This is a genomic window from uncultured Rothia sp., assembly GCF_963507905.1.
Lineage (GTDB): Bacteria > Actinomycetota > Actinomycetes > Actinomycetales > Micrococcaceae > Rothia.
Genome location: NZ_CAUOUU010000004.1, coordinates 31,636 through 46,346, shown reverse-complemented (window position 1 = coordinate 46,346; position 14,711 = coordinate 31,636). Strand labels below are relative to the sequence as shown.

General features: G+C 60.3%; 13 protein-coding genes. 3 read left to right on the top strand and 10 right to left on the bottom strand.

Features of this window, described 5'->3' with window-relative positions; translation table 11 throughout:
- Positions 1 to 117 precede the first annotated feature (117 nt).
- The 5 genes from RQ593_RS03870 to sdhC form a co-directional block, all read right to left on the bottom strand.
- Positions 118 to 1,368: an amidohydrolase gene (locus RQ593_RS03870; RefSeq protein WP_049354982.1), complete on the bottom strand. Its 1,251-nt coding sequence runs from the start codon at positions 1,366 to 1,368 to the stop codon at positions 118 to 120.
- Positions 1,369 to 1,610: 242 nt separating this feature from the next.
- The gene (locus RQ593_RS03865; protein ID WP_005506828.1) at positions 1,611 to 2,399 is read right to left on the bottom strand and encodes a succinate dehydrogenase iron-sulfur subunit; all 789 of its coding nucleotides are present in this window, start codon (positions 2,397 to 2,399) and stop codon (positions 1,611 to 1,613) included.
- A gap of 1 nt (position 2,400) precedes the next feature.
- On the bottom strand, positions 2,401 to 4,164 hold the full coding sequence (gene sdhA, locus RQ593_RS03860) for a succinate dehydrogenase flavoprotein subunit (RefSeq protein ID WP_049346822.1): 1,764 nt from the start codon (positions 4,162 to 4,164) through the stop codon (positions 2,401 to 2,403).
- A 51-nt stretch (positions 4,165 to 4,215) separates the two neighbouring features.
- On the bottom strand, positions 4,216 to 4,701 hold the full coding sequence (locus RQ593_RS03855) for a succinate dehydrogenase hydrophobic membrane anchor subunit (protein ID WP_049341505.1): 486 nt from the start codon (positions 4,699 to 4,701) through the stop codon (positions 4,216 to 4,218).
- A gap of 3 nt (positions 4,702 to 4,704) precedes the next feature.
- Positions 4,705 to 5,163, bottom strand: a complete 459-nt coding sequence (gene sdhC / locus RQ593_RS03850) for a succinate dehydrogenase, cytochrome b556 subunit (RefSeq protein WP_005506819.1) — start codon at positions 5,161 to 5,163, stop codon at positions 4,705 to 4,707.
- A 348-nt stretch (positions 5,164 to 5,511) separates the two neighbouring features.
- Here sdhC and RQ593_RS03845 point away from each other — a divergent pair, with 348 nt between their 5' ends.
- Positions 5,512 to 6,621, top strand: coding sequence for a mannose-1-phosphate guanylyltransferase (locus RQ593_RS03845; RefSeq protein ID WP_311449910.1), 1,110 nt, complete (start codon positions 5,512 to 5,514; stop codon positions 6,619 to 6,621).
- Between the two features lie 287 nt (positions 6,622 to 6,908).
- Positions 6,909 to 8,321 carry a hypothetical protein gene (locus RQ593_RS03840; RefSeq protein WP_311449874.1) on the top strand — a complete coding sequence of 471 codons (1,413 nt, stop codon included), beginning with the start codon at positions 6,909 to 6,911 and terminating at the stop codon, positions 8,319 to 8,321.
- Between the two features lie 118 nt (positions 8,322 to 8,439).
- On the opposite strand, the gene RQ593_RS03835 is transcribed toward RQ593_RS03840, so the two are convergent.
- The 3 genes from RQ593_RS03835 to RQ593_RS03825 form a co-directional block, all read right to left on the bottom strand.
- Entirely contained in the window at positions 8,440 to 9,018 is a 579-nt protein-coding gene (locus RQ593_RS03835) for a 2'-5' RNA ligase family protein (protein WP_311449873.1), read from the bottom strand.
- A 51-nt stretch (positions 9,019 to 9,069) separates the two neighbouring features.
- Positions 9,070 to 10,134 carry a tryptophan--tRNA ligase gene (gene trpS, locus RQ593_RS03830; RefSeq protein ID WP_070676095.1) on the bottom strand — a complete coding sequence of 355 codons (1,065 nt, stop codon included), beginning with the start codon at positions 10,132 to 10,134 and terminating at the stop codon, positions 9,070 to 9,072.
- Between the two features lie 86 nt (positions 10,135 to 10,220).
- Positions 10,221 to 11,096 carry an exodeoxyribonuclease III gene (locus tag RQ593_RS03825; RefSeq protein WP_294603979.1) on the bottom strand — a complete coding sequence of 292 codons (876 nt, stop codon included), beginning with the start codon at positions 11,094 to 11,096 and terminating at the stop codon, positions 10,221 to 10,223.
- Between the two features lie 80 nt (positions 11,097 to 11,176).
- On the opposite strand from RQ593_RS03825, the gene RQ593_RS03820 reads away from it, so the two are divergent.
- Positions 11,177 to 12,010 (top strand): GntR family transcriptional regulator, encoded by an 834-nt coding sequence (locus RQ593_RS03820; RefSeq protein WP_397545895.1) that lies wholly within the window; start codon positions 11,177 to 11,179, stop codon positions 12,008 to 12,010.
- Between the two features lie 104 nt (positions 12,011 to 12,114).
- Here the strand turns inward: RQ593_RS03820 and RQ593_RS03815 are convergent, their stop codons facing one another.
- Together RQ593_RS03815 and glyA are read right to left on the bottom strand one after the other, a co-directional pair.
- The gene (locus RQ593_RS03815) at positions 12,115 to 12,993 is read right to left on the bottom strand and encodes a bifunctional methylenetetrahydrofolate dehydrogenase/methenyltetrahydrofolate cyclohydrolase (protein WP_294603980.1); all 879 of its coding nucleotides are present in this window, start codon (positions 12,991 to 12,993) and stop codon (positions 12,115 to 12,117) included.
- Positions 12,994 to 13,197: 204 nt separating this feature from the next.
- The gene (gene glyA / locus RQ593_RS03810) at positions 13,198 to 14,472 is read right to left on the bottom strand and encodes a serine hydroxymethyltransferase (RefSeq protein ID WP_311449872.1); all 1,275 of its coding nucleotides are present in this window, start codon (positions 14,470 to 14,472) and stop codon (positions 13,198 to 13,200) included.
- Positions 14,473 to 14,711 lie beyond the last annotated feature (239 nt).

Sequence of the window (14,711 nt, the reverse complement as noted above, 5' to 3'; positions counted from 1 at the left end):
AGTTTCACCCCGTCACTCGGTGAGAGGTAACGGGGTGAAACTTGTACAGCTTTCAAGGCTTGATGCGGCTATATAGCCGTACTTTCAAGCCTGGCTTATAAGCTTTCGAAAAGCTCTTTAGCGTGCCTCATCGCGGATGGGGTTTGCCGCCTTCGCTGCCTTCGCCAGCTCAAAACGGACGGCACGCAGGGCAGTTGCCGCCATGACGCGCACACCAATGCCGATCGCCTGCTCGCTCGGGGCGTAATCACCCTGGTGCAGATCATAGGTGGGGTCGCCGGGGGCGCGGGTACCCAGGCGGAACATGGAGCCGGGAACTTCCTGCAACATCCACGCGAAGTCTTCGCCGCCCATGGACTGCTCGACCAGCACGATGGAGTCTTCGCCCAGCTCGGCGCGAGCCGCGTTCTCCAGCATGGTGGTTTCCAGGTCGGTGTTCACGACCGGGGGCACGCCGCGGATGTGCTCAACTCGCGCGTTCACGCCGAAGGGCACAGCGACCTGCTCGATGACTTCATCCAGCATGTTGCCCGCCTGGCGCCACACCTCAACATCCAGGCAACGCATGGTGCCCGCCAGGTAGCCCTCGGCGGGAATAGCATTGGGAGCAACGCCAGCACTGACCTGGCCCCATGCCACCAGCACGCCCGAACGCACGTCGGTGCGGCGGGTCAGCACGGCGGGAACCTGCACAGCAATCTGACTCATCGCGTAGATGAGGTCCTCGGTCAAGTGCGGGCGGGAGGTGTGGCCACCGTGACCGCTCAGGTGAATCTTCACGGTGTCGGATGCACTAGTAATCGCACCGATGCGGGTACCAATCTGGCCCAGGTCCACCTTCGGGTCGCAGTGCAGGGCAAAGGCACGCGGGATGTCCTTCAGCAGACCCTGCGAAATCATCTGCACCGCGCCACCGGGAAGCTGCTCCTCGGCGGGCTGGAAGAGAATACGGACGCTACGACCCAGCGGGGTCTTCTCGTTCAGTTCGTGCAGTGCCAGAGCCACGCCGAGCATGACGGTCTGGTGAATATCGTGGCCGCAGGCATGCATCACACCGGGCACGGTGGAGGCGTAGGGCAGGTCGGTCTGCTCAACAATGGGCAGAGCGTCAATATCGGCGCGCAGAGCCAGGGCGAAGGGGCCGCTTCCAATGTCGACGTAGCAGCCGGTTCCTTCGCAAGCGACCGGGTTCATGCCGGCTTCTCGCAGTCGATTCATGAGGCGCTCAGTGGTCGCCACCTCACGGAAGGAAAGCTCCGGGTTAGCGTGCACTTCGCGGCGGAACTGCACGAGGGTACCCATCATGCGCTCCACCCAGTCGTCAAAGACGGGGGTAGACAAATCGTAGCGAGAATTAGCGAAAACCATACACAGTAGAATAACGCCGCACACCGAGGTTTACCTACCTACTCCCCCTTTCTGACAGCCCTCGAGAATATCTATGACTTTATGACAGATTGTGAAGAGTTTTTGTGTGCCCCGGAGCCCCGATTGATGCTCTGTTCAGCCTTTTCTGCCGGGCCTTTTCTGTCAAACAATTCAAGCCGCCACCCGGTGTGGGTGACGGCTTGAATCGTCAATGCTGTATCAGCTGATACCGCGTGCTCAGATTAGAGCGAGCGGCTCAGGATTGCCTGCTTCACCTCGGCAATAGCCTTGGTGATCTGGATGCCACGGGGGCAAGCCTCGGTGCAGTTGAAGGTGGTACGGCAACGCCATACGCCTTCCTTATCGTTGAGGATCTCCAGACGCAGGTCGCCTGCATCATCGCGCGAGTCGAAGATGAAGCGGTGTGCGTTCACGATAGCGGAGGGGCCGAAGTACTGACCGTCGGTCCAGAAGACCGGGCAGGACGAGGTACATGCTGCACAGAGGATGCACTTGGTGGTGTCATCGAAACGTGCACGATCCTCAATGGTCTGCAGGCGCTCACGCTCAGGCTCGTTCGAGTCGTTGATGAAGAACGGCATGATTTCGCGGTATGCCTGGAAGAAGGGCTCCATGTCAACGATGAGGTCCTTTTCGCAGGGCAGACCCTTGATGGGCTCAACGGTAATCGGCTTGGACAGGTCAAGGTCCTTCAGCAGGGTCTTGCAAGCCAGGCGGTTACGGCCGTTAATGCGCATTGCGTCCGAGCCACAAATACCGTGTGCACAGGAGCGGCGGAAGGAGACGGAGCCGTCTACTTCCCACTTGATCTTGTGCAGGGCATCGAGCACGCGGTCGGTGCGGTACATGGTCAGCGGGAATTCGTCCCAGTAGGCCTCGGAGGAAACTTCCGGGTTGTAGCGGCGAATCTTGATGACCACATCGTACGTGGGGATGGAATCGGAGTCGCCGCCGGTCATACCCTCAAACAGCTTGACGGATTCCGGTTCGGGGAGTTCGTTTTCAGCCATTTTAGTACTTACGCTCCTTCGGCTCGTAGCGGGTGTAGACAACGGGCTTGGTTTCGAATCGCAGGCCCTTGACACCCTCAAACTCGGATTCGGGGTCGAGGTAGACCATCGAGTGCTTCATGAAGTTGACGTCGTCACGCTTGGGGAAGTCCTCGCGGTAGTGACCACCACGGGATTCCTTACGGTGCAACGCGCCAACGGACATGACCTTTGCCAGCTCAATCAGGAAGCCGAGCTCGACAGCCTCGAGCAGGTCGAGGTTGAAACGCTTGCCCTTGTCCTGGATGGAGATGTTCTTGTAACGCTCTTCCAGTTCAGCAATGGTTGCCAGTGCTGCGCGGATGGTCTCGTCGGTACGGAACACCTGCATGTCAGCTTCCATAGCCTTCTGCAGGTCTGCGCGGATAGCGCCGACCTTCTCGGTGCCCTTGCCTTCGAGGATGCCGTTGAGCATGTTCAGAACGCGATCTGCTGCGTCATCCGGAACGGGTACGAACTCAGCGGATGCTGCGTACTCTGCAGCCTTGCGGCCTGCACGCTTACCGAACACGTTGATGTCCAGCAGGGAGTTGGTGCCCAGACGGTTTGCACCGTGGACGGACACACAAGCAACCTCACCAGCTGCGTAGAGGCCGGGGATGGTCTCCTTGCTGTTGTGGTAGACCTCGGTCTCGTTGTTGGTGGGGATACCGCCCATTGCGTAGTGCGCGGTGGGGAACACCGGGATGGGCTGGTGGTGCGGTTCCACTGCCAGGTAGGTACGAGCGAACTCGGTAATATCGGGCAGCTTCTCGTCGATGTGGGAGGGCTCCAGGTGGGTCAGGTCCAGCAGCACGTAGTCCTTGTGGGGACCGCAACCGCGGCCTTCGCGCACCTCGTTTGCCATTGCACGTGCCACGATATCGCGGGGTGCAAGGTCCTTAATGGTGGGTGCGTAGCGCTCCATGAAGCGCTCACCGTCAGCGTTACGGAGAATACCGCCTTCACCACGAGCACCCTCGGTGACGAGAATGCCCAGGCCAGCCAGGCCGGTCGGGTGGAACTGAACGAATTCCATGTCCTCCAGGGGCAGGCCTGCACGCAGTGCAATAGCCATACCGTCACCGGTGAGGGTGTGTGCGTTGGAGGTGGTCTTGAAGATCTTGCCGCAGCCGCCGGATGCGAAGATCACGGACTTAGCCTGGAAGACGTGGACCTCGCCGGTTGCCAGGTCGTAGGAGACGACGCCGGCGGGGCGGGGCTTGCCCTCTTCGTCCTTGACTAGGATCAGGTCGAGAACGTAGAACTCGTTGTAGAACTCCACATTGTGGCGAACGCAGTTCTGGTAGAGGGTCTGTAGAATCATGTGGCCGGTACGGTCAGCTGCGTAGCATGCGCGGCGCACAGCAGCCTTACCGTGGTCACGGGTGTGACCGCCGAAACGGCGCTGGTCGATGCGGCCTTCGGGGGTTCGATTGAAGGGAAGACCCATCTTTTCCAGGTCGAGCACAGCGTCGATAGCTTCCTTAGCCATGATTTCTGCTGCGTCCTGGTCGACCAGGTAGTCGCCGCCCTTGACGGTGTCAAAGGTGTGCCACTCCCAGTTGTCCTCTTCAACGTTTGCCAGAGCGGCGCACATGCCACCCTGTGCCGCACCGGTGTGGGAGCGGGTGGGGTATAGCTTGGTCAGTACCGCGGTGCGAACTCGCTGGCCGGCCTCAATAGCGGCACGCATACCTGCGCCGCCGGCACCGACAATCACTACATCGTACTTATGTACCTGCATGATGTTCTTTCTGTGTTTTAGATGTTTTCGTTTGTCTCGGATACGTCGCCGTTAGCGTGCCGAGCAGAAGCTGGGAAGCAGTTCAGCCGCTGCGCCGGAGGGGCAGGGGTCGAACGCGAAGATGGTGAGGGTACCAATCAGCAGGACGAATGCGCATGCAGCAAAGAGGATAACCTTCAGCCAAACGCGCAGGCGGTCCTTCTCAGCGTAGTCATCGATGATGACGCGGATGCCGTTTGCACCGTGCAGCATAGCCAGCCAGAGCAGCAGCAAATCCCAGACCTGCCAGAAGGGGTTCGCCCACTTGCCGCCCACGAAGCCGAAGTCGATGGCGTGGATGCCGTCGCCGACCATGAGGTTGGAGAAGAGGTGGCCGAAAATCAGCACGACGAGTACGACGCCGGACAGGCGCATACCGAGCCAAGCGAACATCTCAAAGTTGTTGCGCTTGGAGGAGGAGCGGTTGTATTTCACACCGTCGATGCGGTTGTCACGCAGACGGGGTACATAGGTGCGGGGCTTAAGCGGAGTAGCCATAGTTTAGTGACCTCCCATGTGCGAGAAAACGATCGGCAGGTGACGTGCGGCGAAGCCAGCGACGGTAATTGCCCAGAGGAAAAGCACAACCCAAAGAATCTTGATGTGCGTGTAGGTTGCCTTCTGGCTGATTTCGACGTTGCCATCCTTGTTCTTCGCCTGGATGTGCTCCACGTGCGAGTTGGTTGCCTTACCCCAGAAGTCGATGAGGATAATGCGAATACCGTTGAACGCGTGGTAGACGATGGCGGCGACAAGCGCGGTCTCACCCAGACCCATGATGGGGTTCTTGTACAGGCTCAGTACGCCGTTGTAGGCCTCCGGGGAGATACGCACGACGGCAGTATCCAGGATGTGTACAAGAAGGAAGAAGAAAATCGCGATACCGGTAATGCGATGAGCAACCCAGGACCACATGCCCCAGCGGCCGCGGTAGAGGGTTCCTTTAGAACCATTCAACACTGAATAACCTCCTGCTGCGACGGCGAGCATCTGGGTTCTGGTACCGCATTTTTAGGCCCCAGCTTCCAGGCACAGCTGTGTGCTCACCGACTGCTTTTTGTTCGTCTGTTACTTCCAAGATATCAGGTAAATTCACAGCTTACTGACACCCTGTTTAGGGTTTTTTTACAGGTTCTAAAAGGGAATTAGGGCATGTTTTTATTGCGATATCGCCTACTTCCCCGTGTTTGTACGGGACTTACCTTAACCTAACCTCAAACATCGCCTAAATGAGAGCCGCCTGACACTTTTTTGTTAAAACCTAAAAGAATTCGATATATGACAAATTCACCCGCTATTCTTGAAGCGATGAATACTGCACTCACTCGATTCCGCCCGCTCATTCCCGCCGGCGGTGTTGGCTCGCGTTTGTGGCCCCTGTCCCGCGCGCACGCCCCGAAATTCCTGCTCGACCTCACCTCGTCGGGCAATTCTCTGCTGCGTGACACCTACGACCGTCTCATCGACCTCAGCAACGGTTCCGTCATGGTGGTTACCGGCACTTCGCACGCCAATGCGGTCACCCAGCAGATTCCTGAACTGCGTGCCGCTGACCTGGTGCTGGAGCCCTCCCCCAAGGATTCGGCTGCAGCTATCGGCCTGGCTTGCGCTATTATCCACCGCCGCGAACCGGACGCCATCATTGGCTCCTTCGCAGCTGACCACGTGATCAGCCCCGTGGATGAATTCCACCGTGTTGTGACCGAAGCTGTCATCACCGCGGCAACCGGCAAGATTGTCACCATCGGCATTACTCCCACCGAGCCCTCCAGCGCGTTTGGCTACATTCACGCCAGCGAGTCCTTGGGCATCGAGGGTGCCCCCAACACTCAGGCTGTGGACACCTTCGTGGAGAAGCCCGATGCCGCTACCGCGCAGAAGTACCTGGATTCCGGTGAATACACCTGGAACGCAGGCATGTTCGTGGCACCGGCGGCCCTGATGCTCAAGCACCTCGAGGCGAACGAACCCGAGCTGTACGCGGGCATCATGGAAATCGCTAACGCTTGGGACACCCCCGAGCGCGAGGCTGTTATGGACCGCGTCTGGGAGACCCTGCCGAAGACTGCTATCGACTACGCTGTGGCTGAGCCCGCAGCAGCAGCAGGCGACGTTGCAATGGTTCCCGGCTCCTTCAGCTGGGACGACGTTGGAGACTTCGACGCCGTGGCACGCCTGAACACCGAGAAGAGTGGCGAAGAGCTGACCATTCTCGGCGAGAAGGACAACGTCATTAACCACGGTTGCTCCGGCATTATTGTCGCGAACACTGACCGCAAGATCTCTATCATTGGTCTCGATGACATCGTTGTGGTGGATACCCCCGATGCTCTGTTGGTCGCTCCGCGCTCCAAGGCTCAGGCTGTCAAGGACGCTGTGGGTGAGGTCAAGGCGCGAGGCCTGAACAACCTCCTTTAAGTTTTTAGCCCCGAGTAGGTACGTGAACCCTATTCGAGCAAAAGACACCTCTAGAAACCGGCTCTCTTCTTTTCAGAAGGGAGCCGGTTTTTCTTATGCCCTGATGAGACACTTCGCGGGTCGGTTCAAGGCTTTCGCATAGTGGGGCCGGGAAGGAATCCCCCTTCGAATGAGAAGAGCGCAGGACGCCCTGCAGGCCCGACGCAGACTGCACTTCCAGACTCTGATATGAGCCAAGGAGTAGCTTCTATAGAGAACCATTCTCATGTTAATCTTGGTGCATGCACATGACCCGTAAGTTTTTCCTCACCCGTGCCGGCGCACTCGGCGCAGTAGCCGCCCTCGCCCTGACCGCATGCGGCTCCCAGGCCACCCAGAACGCACAGACCAGCCCCAGCGCTTCCACCTCCGCGAGCGCAACCCCCGCACCCATCACCGAAGGCAAGGGCGCAGCAAGTCGCGTCGCCATCACCTACGACGGCGGCGTACTCGTATACGACGCCAAGGACATGAAGCTGCTCGCAGACATCCCCAAGGAAGGCTTCCTGCGCCTCTCCGACGCTGGCGATAACCGCCACCTCGTCGTTGCAGACGGCAATAGCTACACCTTCCTGGACACCGGCGTATGGTCCGTAGCGCACGGCGACCACTCGCACTACTACACCACCGCGCCCTCCCTGTCTTCTCTGTCTCTTGCAGCTGACCACACCGGTCACGTCATCAAGGACAACGGCAAGGTTGCGGCCTTCGCCGACGGCACCGGCTCCTTTGCCGTGTACGATCCGGCGAAGCTGACCCACGATAAGCGCACCGCCTCTTCCCTGGAGACCACCACCGTCACCCTGCCGAAGCCGCACCACGGCTTCGCAATCCCGCTGCCCAACGACCAGTACCTGGTAGCAGTCGGCGACTCAAAGACCCGCACCGGTGCCGCTGTTGTGGACGCGCAGGGTAAGACCGTTCTCGAGAGCCCCGCATGCCCCGGCGTTCACGGTGAAGCTATCGCCAAGGACGGCGCGTTCTCCATCGGTTGCACCGACGGCGCGCTGGTCTACAAGGACGGCAAGTTCACCAAGATCACCAACCCTGAAGACCCATACTCTCGCTCCGGTAACCAGGCGGGCAAGGCTGACTCCCAGTACGTTCTGGCGGACTACAAGACCGACAAGGACGCTAAGCTGGAGCGCCCGGAGAAGTTCTCAATCATCGACACCGTTGCGGCAACCCGCACCGTCTACTCCCTGCCTTCTGGCGTGAGCTACACCTTCCGTTCGCTGGCTCGCGGCCCCCAGGGTGAGGCACTGCTGCTGACCACCGACGGTAAGCTGCGCGTCTTTGATCCGGCAACCGGTGCCGAGCTGGGCTCCGTACAGCTCATGGAGGCGTGGACCGAATCTGAGACCTGGCAGGACGAGCGTCCGGCGCTGTGGGTGGACGGTAAGACCGCCTATGTGACCGACCCGGCAACCAAGAAGCTCATTGCGGTGTCCCTGTCGAACCCGGCAGCACCCAAGGAGCTGATGAGCGTGGAGCTTCCGAAGACCCCGAACGAGATCCTGGGTGTTTCCTCCGCGAACGCTGCACCGGTTGAGGCTGAGGCGCACGGCTCGCACGGCGCGGCTTCCTCCTTGGCTTCCGCTGACGCGCACGAGCACGAAGCACACGAGTCCGGCGAGGCTCACGAGGGCCACTCCCACTAGGACGCTCCCACCAGCACGCTCACACTGAGATAAACCTAGCGAAAACGTAAAGAGAGATGCGACCGATAACCTATCGGTCGCATCTCTCTTTATGTATGCCGGGTTTATACGCCAGCTCCTAACGCAGCGGCAGAACCCCAATTTCTTCCCAGTTCTGCCCGTCGTAGGAGTAGTAATGCAGATGATCCACGGTGAAGGTACGCTGCTCGGCGGGCAGGGCATCAAACACCTCGTGGGCGTTCGCTACCTGCTCCTCTGTGAGCCCGTGGCCCAGGGTCACGTGCGGCACGTACGGGAAGGACGCCGCACCGGTGCCGAACAGGTCAACCAGCTTCTGATGAATCTGCTCGAACTCGGCCTTGCCTGCCTCCAGGTTCAGGTACTCCACCTCGGTGACCGGGCGGAAGGATTGTACCGAGCCCCAGCGCGCCTCAAAACGCGGTGCGTCCAGCGCCTCGCGGAACTGCGGGGACTGCACCGCAGCCAGCAGCGATTCAGTCAGCTCCGTCAGGTACACGGTCACGTGCGTGCTAATCGGTGCCGCAGCACCGCCAACTACCGTGCGCTTCCACTCTTCCAGGCGCTGAACATTCTCACCGCTCACATGCGCAATAACGCTCAGGTAGCGGTGACCGGGTTTCAGGGTCGGGGATACAGGAGCCGTCGTGGGGCTCGAAGAGTTCTCTTGTGCTGTCATCTCAATCGTGCAGGTAATGCGGCGCCTCAGCCGGGCAGGCTGAACAGCGCGCTAGATTGCGGCGGCAGGCAGGAAGCCAACCTTCTTGTACACGTTCTCAATGGTGACGGTAGCGATCTCGCGGGCAGCGGATGCCCCCACAGCCAGCAGGCGGTCCAGCTCGGCGGGGTCGTCCATCAGCTCGAGGGTGCGCTCACGCACCGGGGTGAGGCGCTCCACCACGATGTCGGCAAGGTCGACCTTCAGGTGGCCGTACATCTTGCCCTCGTAGCGTGCCACGATCTCGTCAATGCTCTCGCCGGTCATTGCCGAGTAGATGGAGAGCAGGTTGGAGACGCCGGGCTTAGCCTCGCGGTCGTAGGCGATGACGGAGCCGTCATCGGTCACGGCGGACTTGATCTTCTTCTGGGTGACCTTGGGGGTGTCCAGAAGCTTAATCAGGCCCTTATCGGATGCCGCCGACTTGGACATCTTCGAGGTCGGGTCCTGCAGGTCGTAAATCTTGGCGGTTTCCTTCAGAATCACCGGCTCGGGCACCACGAAGGTCTCACCGAAACGGGAGTTGAAACGCTGAGCCAGGTTACGGGTCAGCTCCAGGTGCTGACGCTGGTCCTCGCCCACGGGCACGCCGTCCACCTGGTAGAGCAGGATGTCGGCAGCCATCAGAATCGGGTAGGTGAACAGGCCCACGGAGGCATTCTCAGCACCCTGCTTCTGGGACTTGTCCTTGAACTGGGTCATACGGGACGCCTCACCGAAGCCGGTGAAGCAGTTCAGAATCCACGCCAGCTGGGCGTGCTCGGGCACGTGCGACTGCACGAACAGCGGGGTGCGGGTCGGGTCGATACCGGAGGCGATGTACTGCGCCGCGGTCAGGCGGGTACGCTCACGCAGCTCCTCGGGGTTCTGAGGAACGGTGATGGCGTGCATATCCGGGATAAAGAACAGACATTCGTTATTCGGGTCGTCCTGCAACGCCACCCAGTTGTTCACAGCACCAATGTAGTTACCCAGGTGCATCGAATCAGCCGACGGCTGCGCACCCGAGTAGATACGTGCCTTCTGCTGAGAGGCGTTAGGGATGAGGGACTTATCCTGCTTCTTTTCGTCTGCCATAGTTATTTCCTGTGCAGTTCTTCCTGTGCGGTGCTGCGGACGGTGCAGCACATCTTCAAAAACTTATCTGTAGGTGGGTCCGAGTCTTACTCACCGATGCGGTAGTCAACCACGAGCGGCGCGTGATCGCTGAAACGCTCATCGTAGCTTGCCGCACGGTCCACGACCGCTTCCACGGCGCTTTCGGCGAGCGCCGGAGTCGCCATGTGGTAGTCGATACGCCAGCCTGCGTCATTATCGAACGCCTTACCGCGGTAAGACCACCAGGTGTAGGGGCCGGGCACCTGACCCGCCAGCTCACGAGCCACATCGCGGTACCCGATATCGCCGAAGAAACGGTCAAAGTAGGCGCGTTCCTCCGGCAGGAAGCCGGCACGCTTCTGGTTCGCCTTCCAGTTCTTAATATCTAGCTCGGTGTGGCCCACGTTCAGGTCACCCACAATGAGCACGTGGTCCGAGTGCTTTGCGAGTTCGGGCATGCGCACCAACATACGCTCCAAGAAGCGGTACTTATCGTCCTGCTTCTGGGTACCAACCTCGCCGGAGTGAACGTAGGCGCTGACCACGGTCAGGGTCTTGCCATTGGGCAGAACGTAGTCCGCCTCAACCCAGCGGCCCGAGTCGTCAAAGTACTCTTCACCGATGTTCGAGCGGGTTGCGACCGGCTGGTTCTCCAGAACCTCACCGGCGGAGTTCGGGGTGCGGCGGGTCGCCACCAGCACGCCCGCACGACCCTTAGCGGCGGCCTCCGCGTGCAGAATATGCCACTGGGATTCGTCCAGCAGCTCACGCACGATAGCGTCGGGGGCGCGCACCTCCTGCAGGCAGAGAATGTCGATGTCACGGTTCGCCAACCACGCCGCCATATCCTTCTTGTAGGCGGCTCGGATACCGTTCACATTCACGCTTGCCACGCGAAGCAGACCGCTCGGGCGCGGTGCAGGAGTAGTAGAAAAATGCATAGTCTTAATTATGCCAGTTTGAGGGAAGAGAAATTTTCACTCGTGCGCGTTTTTTCTCTGGCTGAACGGTAAACTATTGGGTGATGAATTCACACTCCTCACAGACCACCGACCACGGTGCCCCCTCACATTCTGCAGGCACCACCGCATCCGAAAGTACCGCTCACAACGCTGAGAGCCGCTACGAGCTACCCCCGATTCCCGGCCCGAAGTATGAGCAGGTTATCCACTACATTGAGCAGCGCTACATTATTCCCGGCAAGCCCGGCGATAAGCTGCCCACCGAGCGCATGATTCAGCAGAACTTTGGGGTGAGCCGCCAGACGGTTCGTAGCGCCCTGAAGGTTCTGGTTGAACGCGGCCTGCTCTACAACGTGCAGGGCTCCGGCACCTACGTTGCTGAGCGTAGCGACGCGACCTACATTCCGCGCGTGGACACCTTCGTTGATGATATGCGCCGCCGCGGCTTTGAAGGCTCCACCCGCATGATTGCGACCCGCTGGGTGGACGCTACCGAAGAGATCTCCACTCACCTATCCGTGCCGGTGGGCGAGAAGGTGCTGTTCGTGCGCCGTCTACGCCTTGCCGACCACGAAGTCATTGGCTTTGAGCGTTCCTACTTCGTGAAGGCAGCCGCAAGCAGCATCCTGGACGCCATGATGGCAGAAATGTCCGGCACTTCGAGTTCCCTCGATCAGCTCGCTAACACTCCCAACGCAATCAAGCACGCTCGCGTACGCACCAGCGCGGCGCTCTTCACCGACGCCGATGCCGAAGCATTCAACCAGCAGGTACCCGTGGGCGAGGCGGCGTTCAAGGTCTGCGCAACCGGCTACACCGAGGAAGGTAGCCCCGTCGAGTATGCAGAGACCCTGTACCTCGCTGATGCCTACTTCTACGAGATGATTCTCTAGCATCTGCCTTTTCTTGTGATGACAGTGTGAAGGGCGGTGCCCCGGTAGATTGTTCTACCGGGGCACCGCCCTTTTGAGTTATCAGCTCTGAAACGTTGCGAGCCTTATGCCGCCTGACGCTCCGCGGTCTCAACCACGTTCACCAGCAGCTCGGCACGGGTCATCGGGCCCACGCCACCGGGGTTCGGGGAAACCCAGGACGCCTTCTCAGCCGCCTCCGGAGAGACGTCGCCGAAGAGCTTCTTCTTGCCGGTCTCCGGGTCCTCAGCGCGGGAAACACCAACGTCCAGCAGGATTGCGCCGTCCTTGACCTGGTGAGCCTTCAGCACGTGCGGAACACCCACAGCGGCGACAATGACGTCAGCCTCGCGCAGCACCTCGTCCAGGTTCTCGGTACCGGTGTGAGCCAGGGTTGCGGTCGCGTTCACCTCGCGGCGAGTCAGCAGCAGGCCCAGCGGGCGACCCACGGTAATGCCTCGACCGAGCACGACCACATTCTTACCGTTCCAGTCGATGCCGTGACGCTTCACCAGCTCAATCACACCGTTCGGGGTGCAAGGAAGCGGGGAATCCAGCGGCTCAGAAACGTTCAGCACGAGCTTGCCGAGGTTGGTCGGGTGCAGGCCGTCAGCGTCCTTCTCGGGGGCGATGCGCTCCAGAACGCGGTTGGTGTCCAGGTGCTTGGGCAGGGGCAGCTGCACAATGTAGCTGGTGCACGCCGGGTCGTTGTTCAGCTTGTCAATCTCTGCGTCGAGCTCTTCCTGAGTGATGTCACCGGGCAGGTCCACGCGGATGGAGTTAATACCGATCTCTGCGCAGTCGCGGTGCTTAGCGCCCACGTACGAGCGGGATGCCGGGTCGTCACCGACCAGGACGGTACCCAGGCCGGGGGTGATGCCCTTAGCCTTGAGCGCCTCGACGCGCTCCTTCAGCTCCGCCTTGATGGCTGCGGCGGTTGCGTTACCGTCTAGAATCTGGGGCATTGTTTTTCCTTCCATAGATTGCGGCGGGTTCGCCGAAACGGATGGTCCATGTGTTGGGTTCTAGGGTGTGCCCCTAGAGGTGCCACTCCCCCGTTACATCCCTCGACGGATGTGGCGGGTAGAGCGGCAAAAGTAAGAGGGCGAAATAACCCCGCCCTCGCATCAGCCACACAGGCGGATGCGCGAACGGGGTTATTCATGGGTCTACCAGTTCTCGCTGCCCTGGTAGAGGGGGTACTTGGCGCAGAGCGCATCAACGCGGGCACGCAGAGCGGCAATGTCCGGGTTCGGCAGCAGAACGGAAGCGATGATGTCGGCAACCTCGGTGAAGCCCTCGGCGTCGAAGCCGCGGGTCGCCAGCGCGGGGGTACCGATACGCAGACCGGAGGTCACCATCGGCGGGCGAGGGTCGTTCGGCACAGCGTTACGGTTGACGGTAATGCCGGCGTCGTGCAGCAGGTCTTCTGCTTCCTTGCCGTTGAGCGCGTGGTTGCGCAGGTCAACGAGCACCAGGTGAACGTCGGTACCGCCGGAAGCGATTGAAACGCCGGCGTCCTTCACGTCCTGCTGCAGCAGGCGGTTCGCCAGGATCTGTGCGCCCTCAACGGTGCGCTTCTGACGGTCCTTGAACGCGTCAGATGCGGCGACCTTGAACGCGGTAGCCTTCGCAGCAATCACGTGCATGAGCGGGCCGCCCTGCTGGCCGGGGAACACTGCCGAGTCAATCTTCTTCTTCAGTTCCTCAGTGCAGAGGATGAAGCCGGAACGGGGACCACCCAGGGTCTTGTGCACGGTGGAGGAGACCACGTGTGCGTGCGGGACGGGGTTCGGGTGCAGACCCGCAGCCACCAGACCAGCGAAGTGAGCCATGTCCACCCACAGGTATGCGCCGATTTCGTCGGCAATCGCGCGGAATGCGGCGAAGTCCAGCTGACGAGGGTATGCGGACCAGCCGGCAATAATCAGCTTGGGACGCTCAGCCAGCGCCAGTTCACGCACCTGATCCATGTCAACGCGGCCGTTCTCATCCACGCTGTACGCAACAACGTTGTACAGCTTGCCGGAGACGTTCAGCTTCATACCGTGGGTCAGGTGGCCACCGTGTGCCAGGGACAGGCCCATGATGGTGTCGCCGGGGTTCAGCAGTGCGTGCATGACGGCGTTGTTCGCCTGCGCGCCGGAGTGGGGCTGAACGTTCGCGTGCTCTGCGCCGAAGAGTTCCTTCACGCGAGAGATAGCGAGGGACTCAACGATGTCGACGAATTCGCAGCCGCCGTAGTAGCGGCGGCCGGGGTAACCCTCAGCGTACTTGTTGGTCAGCACCGAGCCCTGGCTTTCGAGGACGGCACGGGGGACGAAGTTCTCGGATGCAATCATCTCGAGGGTGTTCTGCTGGCGCTTGCGCTCCAGCTCAATGGCTTCTGCAACCTCGGGGTCGAGGTCGGCGAGGGGCATCTCGAGGATCTTCTGCTCGGACATTACGCTCCTGGGAGTGTTTTTGCGTTATCTTCGGTCGCTCATCATCGGGGTTGCCGCGGCGTGTGCCGGGCGGTCTTCGGGAGGCGGCGGGCGCCTCCAGCTGAAAACCCCGAATGAAAAAATATGAGCTACACCTCATAATACCGTAAAGCCCGCTTTCCTTCGAGAAGGAAAACGGGCTTTACCAAGCATCACGATGAAGTTTTACAGCGCCAGTACGGCACCAGCGCGGGGCGCAC

What these genes read in the sequence shown, in the direction of transcription:
- RQ593_RS03815 (WP_294603980.1), bottom strand. Translation starts at nt 12,993, where the DNA reads ATGCCCCAGATTCTAGACGGTAACGCAACCGCCGCAGCCATCAAGGCG.
- trpS (WP_070676095.1), bottom strand. Translation starts at nt 10,134, where the DNA reads ATGGCAGACGAAAAGAAGCAGGATAAGTCCCTCATCCCTAACGCCTCT.
- RQ593_RS03825 (WP_294603979.1), bottom strand. Translation starts at nt 11,096, where the DNA reads ATGCATTTTTCTACTACTCCTGCACCGCGCCCGAGCGGTCTGCTTCGC.
- RQ593_RS03855 (WP_049341505.1), bottom strand. Translation starts at nt 4,701, where the DNA reads ATGGCTACTCCGCTTAAGCCCCGCACCTATGTACCCCGTCTGCGTGAC.
- RQ593_RS03835 (WP_311449873.1), bottom strand. Translation starts at nt 9,018, where the DNA reads ATGACAGCACAAGAGAACTCTTCGAGCCCCACGACGGCTCCTGTATCC.
- glyA (WP_311449872.1), bottom strand. Translation starts at nt 14,472, where the DNA reads ATGTCCGAGCAGAAGATCCTCGAGATGCCCCTCGCCGACCTCGACCCC.
- RQ593_RS03840 (WP_311449874.1), top strand. Translation starts at nt 6,909, where the DNA reads ATGACCCGTAAGTTTTTCCTCACCCGTGCCGGCGCACTCGGCGCAGTA.
- sdhA (WP_049346822.1), bottom strand. Translation starts at nt 4,164, where the DNA reads ATGCAGGTACATAAGTACGATGTAGTGATTGTCGGTGCCGGCGGCGCA.
- RQ593_RS03865 (WP_005506828.1), bottom strand. Translation starts at nt 2,399, where the DNA reads ATGGCTGAAAACGAACTCCCCGAACCGGAATCCGTCAAGCTGTTTGAG.
- RQ593_RS03870 (WP_049354982.1), bottom strand. Translation starts at nt 1,368, where the DNA reads ATGGTTTTCGCTAATTCTCGCTACGATTTGTCTACCCCCGTCTTTGAC.
- RQ593_RS03845 (WP_311449910.1), top strand. Translation starts at nt 5,512, where the DNA reads ATGAATACTGCACTCACTCGATTCCGCCCGCTCATTCCCGCCGGCGGT.